At 71.4% G+C, this 17,432-nt stretch carries 14 protein-coding genes; 1 reads left to right on the forward strand and 13 read right to left on the reverse strand.

Annotated elements, in window-relative coordinates:
* The first annotated feature begins 19 nt into the window (after window positions 1-19).
* On the forward strand, window positions 20-1,063 hold the full coding sequence (locus KVT45_RS48830; RefSeq protein WP_217559427.1) for a LacI family DNA-binding transcriptional regulator: 1,044 nt from the start codon (window positions 20-22) through the stop codon (window positions 1,061-1,063).
* Here the strand turns inward: KVT45_RS48830 and KVT45_RS48835 are convergent.
* The 13 genes from KVT45_RS48835 to KVT45_RS48895 all read right to left on the reverse strand — a co-directional run.
* Window positions 1,026-3,374 carry a glycoside hydrolase family 3 N-terminal domain-containing protein gene (locus tag KVT45_RS48835; protein ID WP_217559436.1) on the reverse strand — a complete coding sequence of 783 codons (2,349 nt, stop codon included), beginning with the start codon at window positions 3,372-3,374 and terminating at the stop codon, window positions 1,026-1,028. The genes KVT45_RS48830 and KVT45_RS48835 overlap by 38 nt on opposite strands.
* 85 nt (window positions 3,375-3,459) lie before the next feature.
* Window positions 3,460-4,290, reverse strand: coding sequence for a carbohydrate ABC transporter permease (locus tag KVT45_RS48840; RefSeq protein ID WP_308311107.1), 831 nt, complete (start codon window positions 4,288-4,290; stop codon window positions 3,460-3,462).
* Entirely contained in the window at window positions 4,287-5,138 is an 852-nt protein-coding gene (locus tag KVT45_RS48845) for a carbohydrate ABC transporter permease (RefSeq protein ID WP_217559517.1), read from the reverse strand. The genes KVT45_RS48840 and KVT45_RS48845 overlap by 4 nt, the downstream gene beginning before the upstream one ends.
* A 98-nt stretch (window positions 5,139-5,236) precedes the next feature.
* Window positions 5,237-6,574, reverse strand: a complete 1,338-nt coding sequence (locus KVT45_RS48850) for an extracellular solute-binding protein (RefSeq protein ID WP_217559444.1) — start codon at window positions 6,572-6,574, stop codon at window positions 5,237-5,239.
* 275 nt (window positions 6,575-6,849) lie between these two features.
* On the reverse strand, window positions 6,850-7,986 hold the full coding sequence (locus tag KVT45_RS48855) for a substrate-binding domain-containing protein (RefSeq protein WP_308311108.1): 1,137 nt from the start codon (window positions 7,984-7,986) through the stop codon (window positions 6,850-6,852).
* A gap of 188 nt (window positions 7,987-8,174) precedes the next feature.
* Complete coding sequence (locus KVT45_RS48860; RefSeq protein WP_217559461.1) at window positions 8,175-9,176, reverse strand: Gfo/Idh/MocA family oxidoreductase; 1,002 nt, start codon at window positions 9,174-9,176, stop codon at window positions 8,175-8,177.
* A 15-nt stretch (window positions 9,177-9,191) separates the two neighbouring features.
* The gene (locus KVT45_RS48865; protein WP_217559463.1) at window positions 9,192-9,968 is read right to left on the reverse strand and encodes an SDR family oxidoreductase; all 777 of its coding nucleotides are present in this window, start codon (window positions 9,966-9,968) and stop codon (window positions 9,192-9,194) included.
* A complete protein-coding gene (locus KVT45_RS48870; protein WP_217559465.1) occupies window positions 9,965-10,924 on the reverse strand; it encodes a D-isomer specific 2-hydroxyacid dehydrogenase family protein in 960 nt (319 codons plus the stop codon). Before KVT45_RS48870 ends, KVT45_RS48865 begins: the two co-directional genes overlap by 4 nt.
* Window positions 10,917-12,176: a Gfo/Idh/MocA family protein gene (locus tag KVT45_RS48875; protein WP_217559467.1), complete on the reverse strand. Its 1,260-nt coding sequence runs from the start codon at window positions 12,174-12,176 to the stop codon at window positions 10,917-10,919. The genes KVT45_RS48870 and KVT45_RS48875 overlap by 8 nt, the downstream gene beginning before the upstream one ends.
* Before the next feature lie 25 nt (window positions 12,177-12,201).
* Window positions 12,202-13,041 carry an HpcH/HpaI aldolase/citrate lyase family protein gene (locus KVT45_RS48880; RefSeq protein WP_254648461.1) on the reverse strand — a complete coding sequence of 280 codons (840 nt, stop codon included), beginning with the start codon at window positions 13,039-13,041 and terminating at the stop codon, window positions 12,202-12,204.
* Window positions 13,038-15,005: a 3D-(3,5/4)-trihydroxycyclohexane-1,2-dione acylhydrolase (decyclizing) gene (gene iolD, locus KVT45_RS48885; RefSeq protein WP_308311109.1), complete on the reverse strand. Its 1,968-nt coding sequence runs from the start codon at window positions 15,003-15,005 to the stop codon at window positions 13,038-13,040. Before iolD ends, KVT45_RS48880 begins: the two co-directional genes overlap by 4 nt.
* A 95-nt stretch (window positions 15,006-15,100) precedes the next feature.
* Window positions 15,101-16,534, reverse strand: a complete 1,434-nt coding sequence (locus KVT45_RS48890) for an aldehyde dehydrogenase family protein (RefSeq protein ID WP_217559487.1) — start codon at window positions 16,532-16,534, stop codon at window positions 15,101-15,103.
* 43 nt (window positions 16,535-16,577) lie between these two features.
* Window positions 16,578-17,432 (reverse strand): sugar phosphate isomerase/epimerase (locus KVT45_RS48895; RefSeq protein ID WP_217559489.1); only part of this gene is annotated, 855 nt, incomplete at its 5' end.

A 17,432-nucleotide genomic window follows, 5' to 3' on the forward strand; every position in this document is an offset into this window, starting at 1 on the left:
CAGTGGGAGAACGAGGGCAGTGACCGTTCAGGACAAGGGACAGCTGGACGCCCAGTACGGCGTGCTGACGAGCATCGCCCAAGAGGCGGGCGTGTCGCTCAGCACGGTGTCCAAGGTGGTGCACCGGCGCCGCGACGTGGGCGCGAAGACCCGGACCCGGGTCGAGGAGCTGCTGGACCGGTACGGGTACGTCCGCCCGTGGGACCAGGAGACCACGGCGTCACAGCAGATCATCGCCGTCTTCCGGGACCTGTCGGGCCCGTACACGCTGGAGGTGGTGCGCGGGATCGTGGACGCCGCCGGCGAGCTCGGCGTCAACGTGGTGACCGGGACCACGAACCGGCGGTCCATCGCGCAGTGGCTGGAGGAGTGCGTGGCGCTCGGTGCCGCCGGGCTGGTCATCGTGATCTCGATGCTGTCCGAGGAGGACCAGCGGCGGATCGTCGAGCAGCATCTGCCGGTGGTGCTGGTGGACCCGCTGAGTGCGCCGTCGGCAGACATCCCGAGCATCGGTGTCACCAACTGGAGCGGCGCCCGGGAGGCCGTGCAGCATCTCCTCGGCCTCGGCCACACCCGCATCGGCATGGTCGCGGGCCGCTCCCACTCGCTGGCCGGTTCGGCGCGGCTGCACGGCTACCGGGCCGCGCTGGAGGAGGCCGGGATCGACTACGACCCGGCGATCGTGCGTTCCACCGACTTCGACTACGACGAGGCGCTCAGCGCGAGCCGGCACATCCTGCGCGGCGAGCGCCCCCCGACGGCGATCTTCGCGGCCAGCGACGCACAGGCGCTGGGCGTGCTGGAGGCCGCCCGGCAGCACGGACTGCGTGTGCCGGACGGCCTCGCGGTGATGTCCTTCGACGACACCCTGGTGGCGGCGATGGCGTCCCCGCCGCTGAGCGCGGTGCGCCAGCCGTTCGAGGAGCTGGGGCGGGAGGCGACCCGGGTGCTGCTGGCGGTGGCCGAGGGCCGCCCGCCCGCCTCCCCGCGCATCGAACTCGCGACGGAGCTGGTCCTGCGGACCTCTACGTCAGCGCCACCGGCACCCCGTGATGCCGAATGACCGTGGCGTCACGCTGCTCACCGACCAGTTGAACGCTCAGTTCGTTCGGTGTGGCGCGGCTGGAGGAGCCCGCGTACAGCAGGATCTCGCCCGGCTCGACGATCCGGTGACCGTCCAGGCCGGTGAAGGCCAGGCGGTCGGTGTGGACGTCGAAGCCGACGGTCTTCTCCTCCCCCGGTTCCAGCGGCACCTTGGCGTATGCCAGCAGTGCCCGCACCGGCCGGGTGACCTGGGCGACCGGGTCGGTGAAGTACAGCTGGACCGTCTCGGCACCGGATACGGCACCGGTGTTCCGCACCCGTACCGAGACCGTGAACCGGCCGTCGGTGGGCACCACTTCACGATCGGCCGCCAGCCCGTCGATCTCGAACGTCGTGTACGACAGCCCGTGGCCGAAGGGGAACGCGGGCGTCGGATCCAGGTTGGACAGCCAGCTCTGCCGGTCGCCCAGCGGCGGGTGGAGGTAGGTGTACGGCTGCCCGGCGGGCGAGTTGGGGATCTGGACCGGCAGCCTGCCGCTGAAGTTCGCGGCGCCGGAGAGAAGTCCGGCGACCGCGCGGCCGCCCTCCTCCCCCGGCAGGAAGACCTGCACCATGGCCGCCGCATCGGCCGAGAACCGCCCCACGGCGTACGGCCGCCCGCTGCTGACCACCAGCACCACCGGCCGCCCCGTCGCGAGCACCGCCTCGACCAGCTCCTCCTGCACGCCGGGGAGCCGAAGGTCCTCCACGTCACAGCCCTCGCCGGACGTACCGATACCGAACATGCCGGCCTTGTCGCCGACGACCAGGACGGTCAGGTCGGCCGCGCGGCTCGCCTCCACCGCGGCCGGAACGCCGGACCGGTCCTCCTCACGGATCGGGCAGCCCTGCTCGAACACCCAGTCCACATCAGGCAGTTCGGCGGCGAGCGCAGCGCGCAGCGACAGCGCCTCCACCCCGTTGCCGAGGTCGTCGCGGTCGGCGAGGACGTGGTTGGGGAAGCTGTAGCAGCCGAACATCGTGCGGACGTCGTCGGCGCACGGGCCGATCAGGGCGATCCGGCCGGCTGAAGGGAGCGGCAGGCCGCCGGAGTTGGACAGCAGGACCGCGCTCGACTGTGCGACGGCGTGGGCGAGTTGCCGGTTCACCGGCTTGTCCAGCTCCAGCTCGCCGGCGCGCAGGGCGGGCGGCTCGGGGCTCCAGTCGGGGTCGAGGAGCCCGAGCGCGACCTTCTGCCGCAGCACCCGGCGCACGGCCCGGTCGACGTCGGCCTCGCTGACCTCGGAGCGCCGTACCGCCTCGACCAGGGCCGGGCCGTAGCCGCGCTGGTCCGGGAGTTCGACGTCCAGTCCCGCCGCCAGGCCCAGCGCTCCGGCGGCCGACAGGTCGGCGGCCACCCGGTGCGCGTTCACCAGGAACGGCAGCGACCAGTAGTCGGAGACGACGGTGCCCTGGAAGCCCCACTGGTCGCGCAGCACGCCGGTCAGCAGCCGGCGGCTCGCGGCGGGGGCCTCGCCGTCGATCTCGGCGTAGGAGTTCATCACGGAGCCCACGCCGGCGGCGACGGCCCTCTCGAAGGGCGGCAGGATGACATCGGTGAGCTCGCGCCGGCCCATGCCCACGGGGGCGTGGTTGCGGCCTCCCATGGAGGCCGAGTAGCCGGCGAAGTGCTTGAGGGTGGCGTACACCCCGGCGCTCTGCAGGCCCAGGACGTACGCCTCGCCCATCTCACCGGCCAGGTACGGGTCCTCGCCGTACGTCTCCTCGCAGCGGCCCCAGCGGTAGTCGCGGATGACGTCGACGACCGGGGCGAGGCCCTGGTGGACACCGGCCGCGGCCATGTCGACGCCGATCGCGGCGCCGACCCGGCGGATCAGGGCGGGGTCGAAGGTGGCCGCCATACCGAGCGAGGTGGGGTAGATGGTGGCGCCGTAGGCGGTGAAGCCGGTGAGGCACTCGTCGTGGGCCATCGCCGGGATGGCGAAGCGGCTCTGCCCGATGATCTGCCGCTGCCGCTCGGCCAGCACACGGGCGTGGTCCAGGGCGGGGCGGGGCAGCGTCCCGTAGGGGCGGGTGAGCTGACCGAGGCCGTGCCGGGCGGTCTCGTCGAGGTCGCCGACCCGGCCGAACAGGTTGGTGCCGGGGGCGACCTCGGGGCCGGCCGGTTCGACGTCCTCCCAGGCGCTGCCGAGCTGGGCGACCTTCTCCTCCAGGGTGAGCCTCGCCAGCAGTGCCTCGACGCGCTCCTCGACCGGGCGGGCGGGGTCGGACCAGGGGCGGTCGTCGTCCGCCGGGGAGAGATCGGCGTGGTCCGGCGTGGTGGTCGTCATTCACGACTCCTCGTGGGGGTTGTTCAGGGCATGCCGAGGGCGGCCGGCGGCTTCGTCGCCCCGGCCGATTCCCTCCAGGCGTCTGCTACTTGGAGAATCCGGCGGTGAGTCCGGCGACCAGCTGGCGCCTGGCGAGGACGAACACGACCAGCATGGGAAGGGTGGAGAGGACGACGGCGGCCATGGTCGCGGGCACGTTGATGCCGAACTGGCCGCGGTAGAGCGTGAGGGCCAGGGGCAGGACGGCCTTGTCGCCGCTCTGGGTGAGGATCAGCGGGAAGAGGAAGCCGTTCCAGACCTGGAGGCCGTCGTAGACCGCGACCGTCACCAGGGCGGGGCGGGCCATCGGTGCCGCGAGGGAGAACAGCATGCGCCAGTCGCCCGCGCCGTCGACGACCATCGCCTCGAACAGCGAACGCGGCACGTCGCGCAGGAAGCTGACCAGGATCATCACGGTGACCGGCAGCGCGAACGCCGCCGACGGCAGCACGATCGCGAGCAGGCTGTCGTACATGTGGAGCCGGATGATCAGCAGATAGACCGGGATGATCACCGCTTGCAGGGGGATCGCCAGGCCCAGGAGGTAGAGGCGGAAGGAGAGGCGGGACCAGGGGTTGGTGTAGCGGACGATCGAGAACGCGGCCATCAGGGCGACGACCATGACGATCGCGACCGTGGCGACGGTGACGATCACGCTGTTGAGCAGGTAGGTCGTGAAGTCGCCGTCGAGGACGGTCCGGTAGTTGTCCAGGGTCGGGTGGCCGGGCAGCGCCAGGGGGTTTCCCGCGGTGAAGTCGGCCTGGCCGCGGAGGCTGGTCACGATCACCCAGTACAGGGGTACGACGACCAGCGCGGTCCATACCAGGGTGGCGCCGCCGGTGGCGGTACGGCGCAGGGTCGCGACGACGGTGCTCACATGCCCTCCTGCTGGCTGTCCATCCGGGTGAAGCCGGACAGTCGGGTGGTCAACAGCGACAGCGCGAGGCCGCAGACCACCAGGAGCGTGGCGATCGCGCTGGCCCGGCCCATGTCGTGGACCTGGAAGCCCGTGATGTACATGGCCAGCGGCAGCACCCGGGTCGCGGTGCCCGGACCGCCGGTACCGCCGGACAGGACGTAGATCAGGTCGAAGTAGGTCAGCGAGCCCACCAGCATGAGCGTGCTCGACGTGACGAACGTGTACTTCAGCTGCGGCAGGGTGATCCGCAGGAGTCGGGTGACGGGGCCGGCGCCGTCGATGGCGGCGGCCTCGTAGAGCGACACCGGGATCTGCCGCACGCCGGCCTGGTAGAGCAGCGCGTGGAACGGCACGAACTGCCAGGCGATCACGAAGATCACCGTGTACAGCGCCAGGTCGGGCGAGCCGAGCAGGGGCTTGGCCAGCCAGTGCAGCCCGGGGGCGGCGCCGATGCCGAAGGACGGGTCGAGCAGGGCCTGCCAGGTCAGACCGATCGCCACGGCGGACAGCAGCAGCGGCAGGAACCACAGCACGGCGAAGAGCGCCCGCAGCCGGCCCCGGGGGGCCTGGAAGAGCCCGAGCGCCAGGGCCAGCGGCGTCTGGACCAGCCAGCTGACCACCATCACCTTGACGGTGAGCCACAGCGCCTGCCAGGTGGCGCCGTCGGTCAGGACGCCGGTCCAGTTGGTGAGTCCGGCCCAGCCGATCGAGCCGAGGCCGTCCCAGCGGGCGAGGCTGAGCACCAGCACGCCGACCAGCGGGACCAGGCCGAACAGGCCGAACAGGAGCAGGGCGGGCGCGGCCATCAGCAGACCGCTGTAACGACGGCGGCGCCCACCACGGGCCGTGCCCGGCCGCGCCCTGTGTGACGCGACCGGCCGCGACGTACGAACCACGGTGGTCACTACTGCGCCGCCTTGCTCATGTTCGTGCCGAACTGCTCGGGAGTGATCTGCCGCAGGAACGACTTGTCCACGTTCGTCAGCAGCGGGTCGGCCTGGTCGGAGGACAGGGCCTGGTCCCAGGACAGCTGGAAGTTCGGCGAGTTCTGCACCAGGTCGTACACGAAGGTCAGCCACTTCTTGTCGTCGGCCGACTTCACCGCAGCCAGCTTGGAGTCCAGCTTGTTGACCGGGGGCACGCTGCCGGCCGCCAGGCAGGCGTCGATCTGGGAGTCGTTGAGGACGTAGTTCTTGAAGTAGGTGAGGGCCGCGGACTTGTTCTTGCTCTTCGAGTTCAGCGACAGGAAGTTCGACGGGTTGCCGACGATGTCCTTCGCATCGCCCTTGCCGCCGGACAGGGCGGGGAAGGCGACGTAGCCGAGGTCCTTCTTCACGAAGTCCGGCGCGGCCTTGACCAGGTTGGCGTACTCCCAGGTGCCCATCAGCTCCATGCCGGCCTTGCCGGTGTAGAGCAGGGCCGTGGAGGCGCCCTGGTCGTAGCTGACGGAGGAGGCGTTGTCGCCGAAGGCGCCGGCCTTGGCGAGTTCCTGGAGGCGGGTGTTGGCCGCGGTGACCGAGGCGTCCTTCCAGCCGGCCGCGCTCCCCGAGGCGATCCCGTCGAACACGTCCGAGCCGCCCTCGCGGTCCAGCAGGTACTCCAGGTACATCAGCGTCGGCCACTTGGAGTTCGCCGCGAGGGATATCGGCGTGACGCCGGCGCCCTTGAGCTTCTTGACGTCCGTCAGCAGGTCGTCGTACGTCTTCGGGGCCTCCACGCCCGCGTCCTTGAAGACCTTCTTGTTGTAGTAGAGGACCACCGGGGCGAGGCCGTTGGCGGGCACGCCGTAGACCTGACCGTCGAAGGTGGCTGTCTTCAGGACGCTCGGCGTGAACCGCAGCAGGTCCACCTGGGCGTCGGAGAGGGTGTCGACCTTGCCGGCCTTGACGTAGTCGTCCAGCGCGCCGCCGCCCCAGCTGAAGAAGATGTCGGGGGCCTGGTTCGCGCCGAAGGCCACCCGCAGCTTCTGCTTGTAGTCGTCGCCGGCGAACAGCCGCAGCGTGATCTTCTGGTCCGGGTGGTCCTTGTTGTAGGCGTCCACCGACTCCTTCAGGATCGTCTGGTCGTTGAGCGCCCACATCGTCAGGCCCTTCGACGACGAGCCCCCGGACGATCCGGCAGGACCCGAGGTCCCGCACGCGGCAAGGCTCAGGGCCGCCGTCAGGGTGACCGCGACACCGATACCGCGCCGCGTTCTCGGCGTGCTCGCGAACCTCGCTCCGGGTCCAGGGATTCTGCGCATGGTGTGCCTCTCGTCTCTCGCCGTGCCGTACTCATGTGCCAGGCAGCCGAGCGGCCGGTACGAAACCCTTTCGCACGCCGTCACCGCGGACTGCCTGCCTGCTGGACCGGGACACTGGCACGGAATTCACAGCCGGGACAAGGAGGGGAAATTTCTTGGTTACGAAACACTTTCGCGCAGAGGTACGGGTGCGGAAGCTCCCTCCGGCCAGGCACGACAGCCGAAATTCCGTCGGCCGGGCAGGCAGCCCGGCAAACGCCGCGCGGAGGGGGCCGCTACTTCAGGCCGATCGCGGCGCAGGCCGCCTCGTACCGCGCGGTGCAGATCTCCTTGACGGTGTAGACGCCGTCCGCGACCACCGTGGCCTTGACGTTGTCCTTCGTGAGGGCGACCACCGGCACGAGCATCGTGGGGATCTTCTTCTCGGTCGGGCTGTCGACCGCGTCCTGGGTCAGCGCGTCGAACTGGATGTCGCGGCCCTGGACCTTGTACACCGCCATCTCCGCGGCGCGGGTGGCCTCCTCGATGAACGGTTTGTACACGGTCATGTACTGCTCGCCCGAGACGACCCGCTGCACCGCGTCCAGGTTCGCGTCCTGCCCGGTCACCGGCGGGATCGTGGTCGCGCCCGCCTCCTTCAACGCCTCGATGACGGCGCCCGCCAGGCTGTCGTTGGCCGCGTAGACGGCGGCGATGTTGTTCAGGCCGACCGCCTGGATCGCCTTCTTCATGTTCGCCTTGGCAACCGTGGGCGACCATTTGTCGGTGTTGTACTCCTCGGCTATGTGGACCTTGTCCTTGAGTTCACCGAGGGCGCCGTCCTTGTACTTCGCGAAGTTCGTGTCCGCGGGGTCGCCGTTCATCATGACGATCTTGCTGGTGGCGGCCTTGCTGCCGAGCGCCTCGATGATGGCGCGGCCCTGGACCTCGCCGACGAGTTCGTTGTCGTGCGAGACGTAGGCGTCGATCGGGCCCTGCGCGAGCCGGTCGTAGGCGATGACGGGGATGCCGGCGTCCTTCGCCCTCTGGACGTCGATGGCGATGGCCTGGGCGTCCAGCGCGTCCACCACGATGATGTCGACCTTTTTGGACACCATCTCCTGGAACTGCTGACTCTGCCTGTCCTGGCTCGCCTCGGCGTTGGCGTAGACGACCTTGCCCTTGCCATCCGTGAGGGCGGCGACCTCCTTCTTGATGACGGGGTAGTCGAAGGCCTCGAACCGCGCCGTGTCCTTGTCGGGCAGCAACAGCCCCACCGTGATGTCGTCGCCCTTCTTCGGGGAGGCCGAGCTGCCGCCTCCGTCGACGCCGTCGATGACGCCGCACGCGGTGAGCGCGAGCGCCGACGTGGAGGCGGTCAGGACTATCGCGAGGCGACGCGCGGAGGTGTGGCACAGGGTAGGAGCGCTCACGTCAGGAGCCTTCCGGGTGAGTGAGGAGAGCAGGGTGACGAGGGGGGTGAGAAGTGGCCGCCGGGCAGGAGGCATCGACCGCTGGCCGGATGGGTTAGGGCCCCGATGCGGAAAAGTCCGGGCGTTCGGCCGCCTTGACGGGCAGCCCGCTCAGCCGACGGAAACGCCGTCGGAAACGCCGTCGGCCGTTATCGGCGTACTTCCTCGATACGGACCGGGCGGTGCTCGCGGAGCGAGGCCGTGGCCGCTTCGGCGACCCAGCTGGATTCGACCGCGTCCGTGAGGGTGCAGGGGGAAGGGCGATCGCCGCGGACGACCTCGGTGAAGGCGGCGAGTTCGGCGCGGAAGGCGTCGGCGAAGCGGTCCATGAAGAAGGTGTGCGGGACGCCGGCGGGGAAGGTGGTGCCGGGCTCGACGGAGCGGAGCGGCAGCTTGTCCTCCAGTCCGGCGGCGACGCTGTCGCGGGAACCGTGGAGTTCCAGGCGGACGTCGTAACCCCGCGCGTTGTAACGGGTGTTGGAGACGACGGCCAGGGTCCCGTCGTCCATGGTGAGGACGGTGGCCGCCGAGTCGACGTCGCCGAGGTCGCGGATCCACTCCTCGCCGCGGTTCGAGCCGGTGGCGTAGACCTCGACCACCTCGCGGCCGGTCACCCAGCGGACGGCGTCGAAGTCGTGGACGCTGCAGTCGCGGAAGATGCCACCGGAGACGGCCGCGTAGTCGCGCGGCGGCGGGGCCGGGTCGAGGGTGGTGGAGCGGATGGTGTGCAGCCAGCCGAGGGCACCGCTCTGCAGGGCTTCGCGGGCGGCGACGAACCCGGCGTCGAAGCGGCGCGGGTAGCCGATCTGGACCGGGACACCCCGGTCGGCGAGGTGCCGGGCCGTCCGGGCGGCCTCGGCGGTGTCCGCGGCGACCGGCTTCTCGCAGAAGACGGGCAGTCCCGCCTCGACCGCGGCCTCCAGCAGGGCGGGGTGGGCATCGGTGGCGGCGGCGATGACGACGCCGTCCAGGCCCGCGGCCAGCAGTTCGGGCACGGAGTCGACGGCGTGGGCACCGAGCTTCCCGGCGATGTCGGCGGCACGGCCGGGAAGGGCGTCCGTGACCATGAGGGTGTCCACCGACGGCAGGCCGCTGAGCGTCTGCGCGTGGAACGCGCCGATCCGGCCCAGCCCGATGAGTCCGATTTTCATGCCTCCTACGTCCCTTCAGTCGATGGCGCCGATCACGTTCTGGTCCCAGTCGATCACGGACCCGGTGACCACCCCGCTGCGCTCCGAGAGCAGGAAGACCACGAAGTCGGCGATTTCGTCCGCCCGGCCTAGACGACCCATGGGCAGGCTCTTGCCGGCCTGGACCCGCCAGTCGTCGCCGGCGCCGTGGAAGGCGCGCTGGGTGGCGTCCTCGCCTTCGGTGTCCGTCCACCCGATGTTCAACCCGTTGATCCGGATGCGGTCGAAGCGGTGGGCGTGCGCGGCGTTGCGGGTGAGCCCGGCCAGGCCCGCCTTGGCGGTCGAGTACGGAGTCAGGAAAGGCTGGCCGCAGTGCGCCGAGGTGGAGATGATGTTGACGATCGTCCCGGGGGCGTGCCGGGCGAGCATGTCGGCGACGGCGCCCTGCATCAGGAAGAACGGCGCGCGCAGGTTGACGGCGATGTGCGCGTCGAACAGCTCCGGTGTGGTGTCGAGGAGCGAGCCGCGTGAGGTCAGGCCGGCAGAGTTGACCAGGCAGTCCACCCGCCCGAACCGGCTGACCGTGGCGGCCACCGACGCCTTGGCCTGCGCCACGTCGGCGACGTCGGTCCTGACGAAGGCGGCCTGCACGCCCGTGGCGCCGAGTTCCGCGGCCAGCGCCTCGCCGGGCTCGGCATGGCGGCCGGTGAAGAGCACCGCCGCCCCCTCTCGGGCCGCGGCTCGGACGACGGCGGCGCCGACTCCCTGGCTGCCCCCGCTGACCAGCACGACCTTGTCGTCCAGCAGTGTCATCTCGATCTCTCCTCGGAACGACCGGTGGGCATCCACTCGGGGTTGGCAAGCGCGGCCGGTCGACGTCCGGCCAGCACGTCGGCGACGCCTCGGGCCGCGTCGGCGTAGGTCGCGGCTTCGGCGCGGATGCTCATGCCCATCAGGTGCGGGGTGAGCAGTACGTCGGGGTGGTCGAAGAGCGGGTGGTGGGCGGGCGGCTCCGGATCGTAGACGTCCAGGCCGACACCGGACAGCCGGCCCGCGACGAGGGCGTCCCGTACGGCGTCGAGATCCACCAGTCCGCCGCGACCGCAGTTCACCAGCACCGCCCCCGGCGTGACCGCCGTCAGGAACCGGCGGTCCACCAGGTGGCGGGTGGCGTCCGAGAGCGGCACGTGCAGGGTGATGACGTCGCTGTGCGCGGCCAGTTCGCTCAGACCGGGGCAGTTGACCGCGTCCGGCGGCGCGGCGAACGGGTCGTGGGCGAGCACCCGCATCCCGAAGGCCTCGGCGAGTGCGCCGACCCGGCGCCCGATGCGGCCGAAGCCGATGATGCCGATGGTCGCGCCGCACAGGTCGCCGACGGGGATCTCGGCGCGCCGTGCCCACTGTCCTTCCCGCACCAGCCGGTTCAGCGGTCCGAAGCGTTTGACCAGGTGCAGGGCCATGCCCAGGACGCCCTCGGCGACCGCTTGGGAGCCGCTGTCCGGGGTGATGACCACCGCGATGCCGCGCGCGGTCGCCTCGGCCACGTCCACCAGGTCCACGCCGACCCCGGTGCGGGCCAGCACCCGGCAGTGGGGCATCCGGTCCAGTGCGTCCCGGTCGACCACGGCGTCGGCACGGACGATCGCGCCGACGGCCGCGGCCAGGTCGTCCGGCCCCGGGTGGGCCACGAAGGCGGCCTGCCCCCGCAGTGGCCCCTGCACCAGCGCGGGGTCGACGCTGCCGAGGGCGACGACGGTGGGCTCAGGCATGGCTCGCCTCGACGTGCGGCCGGCGTCCGTAGGCGGCGTCGGGGACGGTGCTGACGGGGTGCCAGCGTCCGTCCTCGGCCGAGGCGGCGACGGCGGCGAGCACCTCGGCGTCCTGGTGGGCGTCGTAGATGGTCGCGTTGCGCTGTTCGCCGCCGGCCAGCGCGGTGAGGAACTTCTTGGCCTCGATCACCTTGAGGTCGTCGAATCCCATGCTGTTGGCCGGTCCGGGCTGGAACCGCGCGTAGTCGCCCATGGAGGCGTTGGCGAGGACCGTGGTGTATCCGACGTTGGGTCCGCCGCGGCCGAGGCAGAGCCGCAACTCGTTGAGCTGCTCGAAGTTCCAGGACGCGGAGCCGTCGGTGCCGTAGACCTCGATGGCGAGTCCGCACTGCGGGCCGACGATGACGCGGGACGCCTCCAGGGTGCCGACCGCGCCGGTGGTGTGCGGGCCGTCGGCGAAGCGGACCAGTGCGGAGACGTGGTCGTCGTTCTCGACCGGCGCCATCTCCCCGTCCTCGATGACGGCGAAGTGTGTACCGGAGCCCATGGGCAGGACGGGCCGCTCGGTGTACACGGTGGAGAGCAGCGAGCTGGCCTCGCGGATCGGTCCGACGACGTACTGGACGAGGTCGACGACATGGCTGAGCAGGTCGCCGAGTGCGCCGCTGCCGGCGAACTCGCGGCGGAAGCGCCAGGAGAGCGCGCCCTTGGGTTCGGCCGCGTAACCGCAGTAGAAGACGGAGCGGACGTTGGTGATCCGGCCGAGCGTGCCGTCCGCGACCAGTTCGCGGATGCGCTCGACGGCCGGTGCGCCACGGTAGTTGTAGCCGACCGAGGTCTCCACTCCTGCCGCCCGCGCGGCGGCGGCGACCGCCGCGGTCTCGGCGACACCGCGTCCGACCGGCTTCTCGGTCCAGAACGGCTTGCCCGCCCCGGCGGCGGCGACCGCGATCTCGCGGTGCACGTGGTTGGGACCGCAGATGGAGACCACGTCGACCTCGGGGTCGGCGAGGACCTCGCGGTAGTCGGCGGAGGCTCTGGCGTAGCCGAGCACGTCGCGGGCGTAGGCCGCGCGGTCGGGTGCGGTGTCGGCGGCGTGCACGAGTCTCGGGCGCAGGCCGAGTTCGGGGTAGACGACGGGTATGGCCTGGTAGGCGCGGGTGTGCAGCCTGCCCATCCAGCCCACGCTGATCAGGCCTACCCCGAGCGTTGCCGCGTCCTCGGAGCCGTCGGATTCGTTGCCGTTGATCATGGTTGTGCTCCAGGGGTGTTCAGGGTCAGGACGCGGTGCGTGCCTGGTTCAGGTGGGCGGTGACGGCTGCGGCGAGCAACGTGGAGTCGGAGCCGATGGCGACGAAGGTCCAGCCTTCGGCGATCCGGGCCGCCGCTGCGGCTCCGTCGTTCACCAGCAGGCCGCATGCCTTGCCGTGTGCCGCGGCAGCGGCGCGGACTCTGTCCAGTGCGGCTGTGTAGACGGGCGCGGTGAACTGTCCGGGGACGCCGAGGTCGTGGCTGAGGTCGCGGGGGCCGACGAAGAGCACGTCGGCGCTGTCCAGTGCGGCGATCTTGTCGACGTCGTCCAGGGCGGCGGCCGACTCGATCTGCACCACGCCGAGGGGCCGGTCCTCCTCGCGGTCCAGTGCCGCGGGATCGAGTCCGAAGCGGCAGGCCCGGTTGTAGGTGGCCACGCCCCGGTCGCCGTCCGGCGGATAGCGCAGGTGCCGCAGCGCGGCGGCGACCTCGTCCGCGCTGTCCAGGCGGGGCAGCATCACGCCGGCCGCGCCCAGGTCGAGCACCCGCCCGATGCGGATACGCGCCGCGGACTCGACGCGGACGACGGTCGGCACCCCGTACGCGGCGGCGGCCGGGACGAGGGCGCGTACCTGCTCCTCGCCGCCCGCGCCGTGCTCCAGGTCGAGCAGCAGCCAGTCGACCCCGGCGGCGGCGCAGACCTCGCCGACGACGGGGGCGGCGGCACCGATGAAAGTGCCCACGGTCGGGTCCCCGGCGGCCAGCCGTCGGCGCAGGCGGCCGTGGTCCAGGGGCGAGGAGATCAGTGATGAGGAGATCAGTGGCGAGGAGTTCAGTGGCGAGGAGTTCAGTGGCGAGGAGTTCATCCGAACCACCTCTGCTCGGCGACCCCGGCCTCGTACTCGGCGCGCAGTGCGGCCACGGTCGGCTGTTCGGCGACCTCAGCGGGGGCGACGTCCCACCAGACGCCCGCGCCGGGCAGGTCGGCGTGCGGGACGACGGGGACGACGATGACCACCGGGCCCTGGTGCTCCCGGGTGAAGTCGAGTGCCTCGGCGACCTCGTCGGCGGTGGTGGCCCGGACGGCGTGCGCGCCCAGCCCGGCCGCGACGCTCACCAGGTCGACGTCGAGGTACTCGCTCTCCAGGCGGGCGGGCTTGCCGTCGGTGAGGTCCAGGGCGCCGTTGCGGTAGCGGAACTCGTTGCCGAACTCGGCGCCGGTGCGGCCCATTTGGAGGCGGTGGATGACCTGGTAGCCGTGGTTCTCGGCGATGACGATCGTGACGGCGGCGCGTTCCTGTGCGGCGGTGACCAGTTCGGTGGGCGCCATCAGGAAGGTGCCGTCGCCGATGAAGGCGGTGACACGGGCCTCCGGCCGGGGTTCGGCGAGCCGGACGCCGATCGCGGCGGGCAGCTCGTAGCCCATGCAGGAGAAGCCGAACTCCAGGTGGCAGTGGCGTCCCTCGGTGGCGTCCCAGACCTTCTGCAGGTCGCCGGGCGGTCCTCCCGCGGCGGCGATGACGGTGTCGCCGGGCCGGGCGTGCTCCTGGAGCAGTCCGATGAGCTGGCCCTGGGTCAGCACCGCGTCCGTGTCGGTGACCACGTCGGAGTCGGCGGGCACCGCGCTCTTGTCGAAGGGGACGCGTGGGTCGATGGCCTGGGCGCGTACCGGGACCCACCGGGCGTGCGCGGCTTCGACACGCTGCCGCCAGGCCGCGGGGGCGGCGATCCGACGAGATGCGACCTCGTCGGCGAGCGCGGCCAGGGCCCGCTTGGCGTCGGCCACGATGCCGACGGCACCCAGCCGGCCCGCGTCCTGGATGTCCAGGTTGATGCTGGCGAAGCGTACGTCGGGGTGCTGGAAGAGCGAGTGCGAGGCGGTGGCGAAGTCGGTCAGCCGGGAGCCCACGGTGAGGACGAGGTCGGCTTCCCGCGCCAGTTCGTTGACGGCAGGGGTGCCTTCCAGACCGATGCCGCCGAGCTGCCACCAGGCGCGCCGCTGCACCGCGCCCTTGCCGGCGAAGGTCTCGACGACCGGGACGCCGGCGAGTTCGGCCAGCCGCTCCAACTCGGGTGTGGCGCCTGAGTAGATGACGCCGCCGCCCGCGATGATCAGCGGTCGCCGGGCTTCGGCGAGCAGCGACGCGACCTGCGCCACCTCGTCGGGGTCGGCGGCCGGGCGGCGGATCCGCCAGACCGTGTCGCGGAAGAGAGCGGTGGGGAAGTCATACGCGTGCGACTGCACGTCCTGCGGCAGGGAGAGGACGACGGCGCCGGTCTGGGCGGGGTCGGTCAGTACCCGCATCGCCGCCGGAAGGGCCGTCAGCAGTTGCTCGGGCCGGGTGATGCGGTCGAAGAAGCGGGCCACCGGCCGGAACGCGTCGTTGACGGAGACATCGGCCTCACTGGGGTGCTGCAGCTGCTGGAGCACCGGGCCCTGCCGGCGTGTCGCATAGCTGTCGCCGGGCAGCAGCAGCACCGGCAGCCGGTTGACGGTCGCCAGGCCGGCGCCGGTGACCATGTTCAGGGCGCCGGGCCCGATCGAGGCCGTGACGGCGAGGGTGGCGTGGCGACGGGCGTGCTTGGTGTAGCCGGTGGCCAGGTGGACGAGGGCCTGTTCGTTGCGGCCCTGGACGAACGGCATCCGGTCCGAGAACTGGTCGAGCGCCTGCCCGAGCCCTGCGACGTTGCCGTGGCCGAAGATGCCGCAGGTGGCCGGGATGAGCCGCCGCCGTTCACCGTCGGCGTCGCTGTACTGGTGGGAGAGATAGGAGACGACGGCCTGGGCCACGGTCAGCCGGGTGGTCGGGGCGGGGCTGGACGCACTCACGGGGAGCTTCCTTCCTTGCATACGACGCTGTACGACGCTTTACAACGCTTTACGACGCTTTACGACGCTTTACGAGGGACACGAACAGGGGGTGTTCACCAGGGGCGGCCGTGCAGGACGACGGTCTTGGCCTCGGTCATCTCCTCGACCGCAGCGCGCGGGCCCTCCTTGCCGATGCCGCTGCCCTTGAGCCCGCCGTAGGGCATCAGGTCAGCGCGCCACAGGGGGGTCCAGTTGATGTGCACGGTGCCCGCGTCGATCTCCCGGACGGCCCGGACGGCGCCGCTGACGTCGCTGGTGAAGATGCCCGCGCCCAGCCCGTACGCGGTGCCGTTGGCCTGGGCGATCGCCGACTGCCAGTCCTCGGCGGTGCTGACGGCGACGGCCGGGCCGAACAGCTCGTCCTGGCTGAACGGCGAGCCGGGGGCCACGTCCGCGACCACCGCCGGCGTGATGACCGCGCCGTCCCGCTGGCCGCCGGTCAGCAGCCGGGCGCCGCCCGAGACCGCGTCGGCGATGGACGCGCTGACGCGTTCCGCCTCCTGTGCGGTGATCAGCGTGCCGATCCCGGTGTCCGCCGACGCGGGGTCGCCGGTGCGGATGGCCTCGACCTTGGGCACCAGCGCGTCCAGGAAATCGCCGCTGATCGCGGGGTGGGTGATGACACGTTGCACGGAGATGCAGACCTGGCCGGCGTTGATGTAGCCGCCGAGGGCGACGGCGCTCGCCGCGGCCTCGATGTCGGCGTCCGGGAGTATCACCACCGGGCAGGAGGCGCCCAGTTCAAGGGACAGTTTCTTCACGCCCGCCCTGCGGGTGATGTGCTCGCCGGTCGTGGTCGAACCGGTGAAGGAGACCTTGCGCACCCGGGGGTCCGAGACCAGCGCGTCGCCGAGTACCCCGCCCGGCCCGGTCAGTACGGAGAGCACGCCCTCCGGCAGTCCGGCCTCGACGAAGCACGCGGCGAGCGCGAGCGCGGTCAGCGGTGTCGTGCGGGCGGGCTTGAGTACGACGGCGTTGCCCGCGGCGAGTGCGGGGGCGAGCTTGTGAAGTACCAGGAGCGCGCGGTAGTTGAACGGGGTGATGGCGACGACCACCCCGCAGGGCTGGCGGACGGTGAACCCGATCTTGTCGTGGCCGGTGCCCCGGTTGGCGTCCAGCGGCAGCGTGTCGCCGTAGAGGTGGGCGCCCTCGAACGCGGCCAGTCGGATGATGTCCCCGGAGCGGCCCGCCTCGCCGGTCGCCTCCGTGATCGTCTTTCCGGTCTCGGCACTGATCAGTCGTGCTGTCTCCGCGGCCCGCCGGTCGGCGAGTTTGGCCGCGTCGAAGAGAATCCGCATCCGCTCGTGGGCGGGTGTCGCCCGCCAGACGGCCGCGCCCGCCTCGGCCGCCGCCAGCGCGGCCTCCACGTCCTTCACACCGGCCACGGGTACGACCCCCACAGCCGCGCCGTCGAACGGCGAGGTCACTTCCTCGGCCACGCCCGAGAGCGCGGGCGTCCAGGTACCGCCGATCAGCATGTCCACCATGACAACTACCAATCCACAGGGGTTACTTACGAGAGGTGAGGGTTCAGCGGTTGGTGCTGAACGCGGCGTCGAACTGCCGGTCGGAGGCTTCGGCGGCCACGGAGCGGACGAAGCGCAGCGCCTCCGGCGCGGCGGTCTCCCGGTCGAGGCCGACGTCCTCCCACTCGACGGAGAGCGGGCCGTCGTAGCCGAGGCGGTTGAGCGCGCGCATGATCTCCTCCCAGTCGATGCCGCCCCGTCCGACGGTGCGGAAGTCCCAGCCGCGCCGGGGGTCGCCGAAGGGGAGGTGGGAGGCGATGATGCCGTTGCGGCCGTTGAGGCGGCGGGTGGCGTCCTTGCAGTGGACGTGGGTCACGCGGTCGCCGTGGCCCTCCAGGAAGGCGACCGGGTCGACCTGCTGCCAGTGCAGATGGCTGGGGTCGAAGTTGATGCCGAACGCCGGGTGTTGCATGGCGGCGAGGGTGCGCTCGGTGGTCCAGTAGTCGTAGGCGATCTCCGCGGGGTGGATCTCCAGGCCGAAGTCGACGCCCTCGGCCTGGAAGACGTCCAGGATCGGGGTCCAGCGCTCCACGAAGTCGTCGAAGCCCGCGTCGATGGTCTCTGGCGAGACGGGCGGGAAGCCGGCCAGCATGTACCAGATGCTGGAGCCGGTGAAGCCGTTCACCCGGGTGACGCCGAGTGCGGCGGCGGCCCGCGCGGTGTCGGCCATCTCGGCCGCGGCCCGGGCCCGTACCCCCTCGGGTTCGCCGTCGCCCCACACGTGGGGCGGCAGCACGTCACGGTGCCGGTGGTCGAGGGGGACGTCGCAGACGGGCTGGCCGGTGAGGTGGTTGGAGATCGCCCAGACACCCAGGCCGTGGCGCTCCAGGAGGGCGCGCTGCCGCCTGACGTACCCGGC

This window comes from Streptomyces sp. GbtcB6 (assembly GCF_019091475.1).
Lineage (GTDB): Bacteria > Actinomycetota > Actinomycetes > Streptomycetales > Streptomycetaceae > Streptomyces > Streptomyces hyaluromycini.

Coding starts and splice junctions, on each gene's coding strand:
- KVT45_RS48890 (WP_217559487.1), bottom strand. CDS start 16,534: ATGGTGGACATGCTGATCGGCGGTACCTGGACGCCCGCGCTCTCGGGC.
- KVT45_RS48845 (WP_217559517.1), bottom strand. CDS start 5,138: ATGGCCGCGCCCGCCCTGCTCCTGTTCGGCCTGTTCGGCCTGGTCCCG.
- KVT45_RS48870 (WP_217559465.1), bottom strand. CDS start 10,924: ATGCCTGAGCCCACCGTCGTCGCCCTCGGCAGCGTCGACCCCGCGCTG.
- KVT45_RS48880 (WP_254648461.1), bottom strand. CDS start 13,041: ATGAACTCCTCGCCACTGAACTCCTCGCCACTGAACTCCTCGCCACTG.
- KVT45_RS48835 (WP_217559436.1), bottom strand. CDS start 3,374: ATGACGACCACCACGCCGGACCACGCCGATCTCTCCCCGGCGGACGAC.
- KVT45_RS48850 (WP_217559444.1), bottom strand. CDS start 6,574: ATGCGCAGAATCCCTGGACCCGGAGCGAGGTTCGCGAGCACGCCGAGA.
- KVT45_RS48875 (WP_217559467.1), bottom strand. CDS start 12,176: ATGATCAACGGCAACGAATCCGACGGCTCCGAGGACGCGGCAACGCTC.
- KVT45_RS48865 (WP_217559463.1), bottom strand. CDS start 9,968: ATGACACTGCTGGACGACAAGGTCGTGCTGGTCAGCGGGGGCAGCCAG.
- KVT45_RS48860 (WP_217559461.1), bottom strand. CDS start 9,176: ATGAAAATCGGACTCATCGGGCTGGGCCGGATCGGCGCGTTCCACGCG.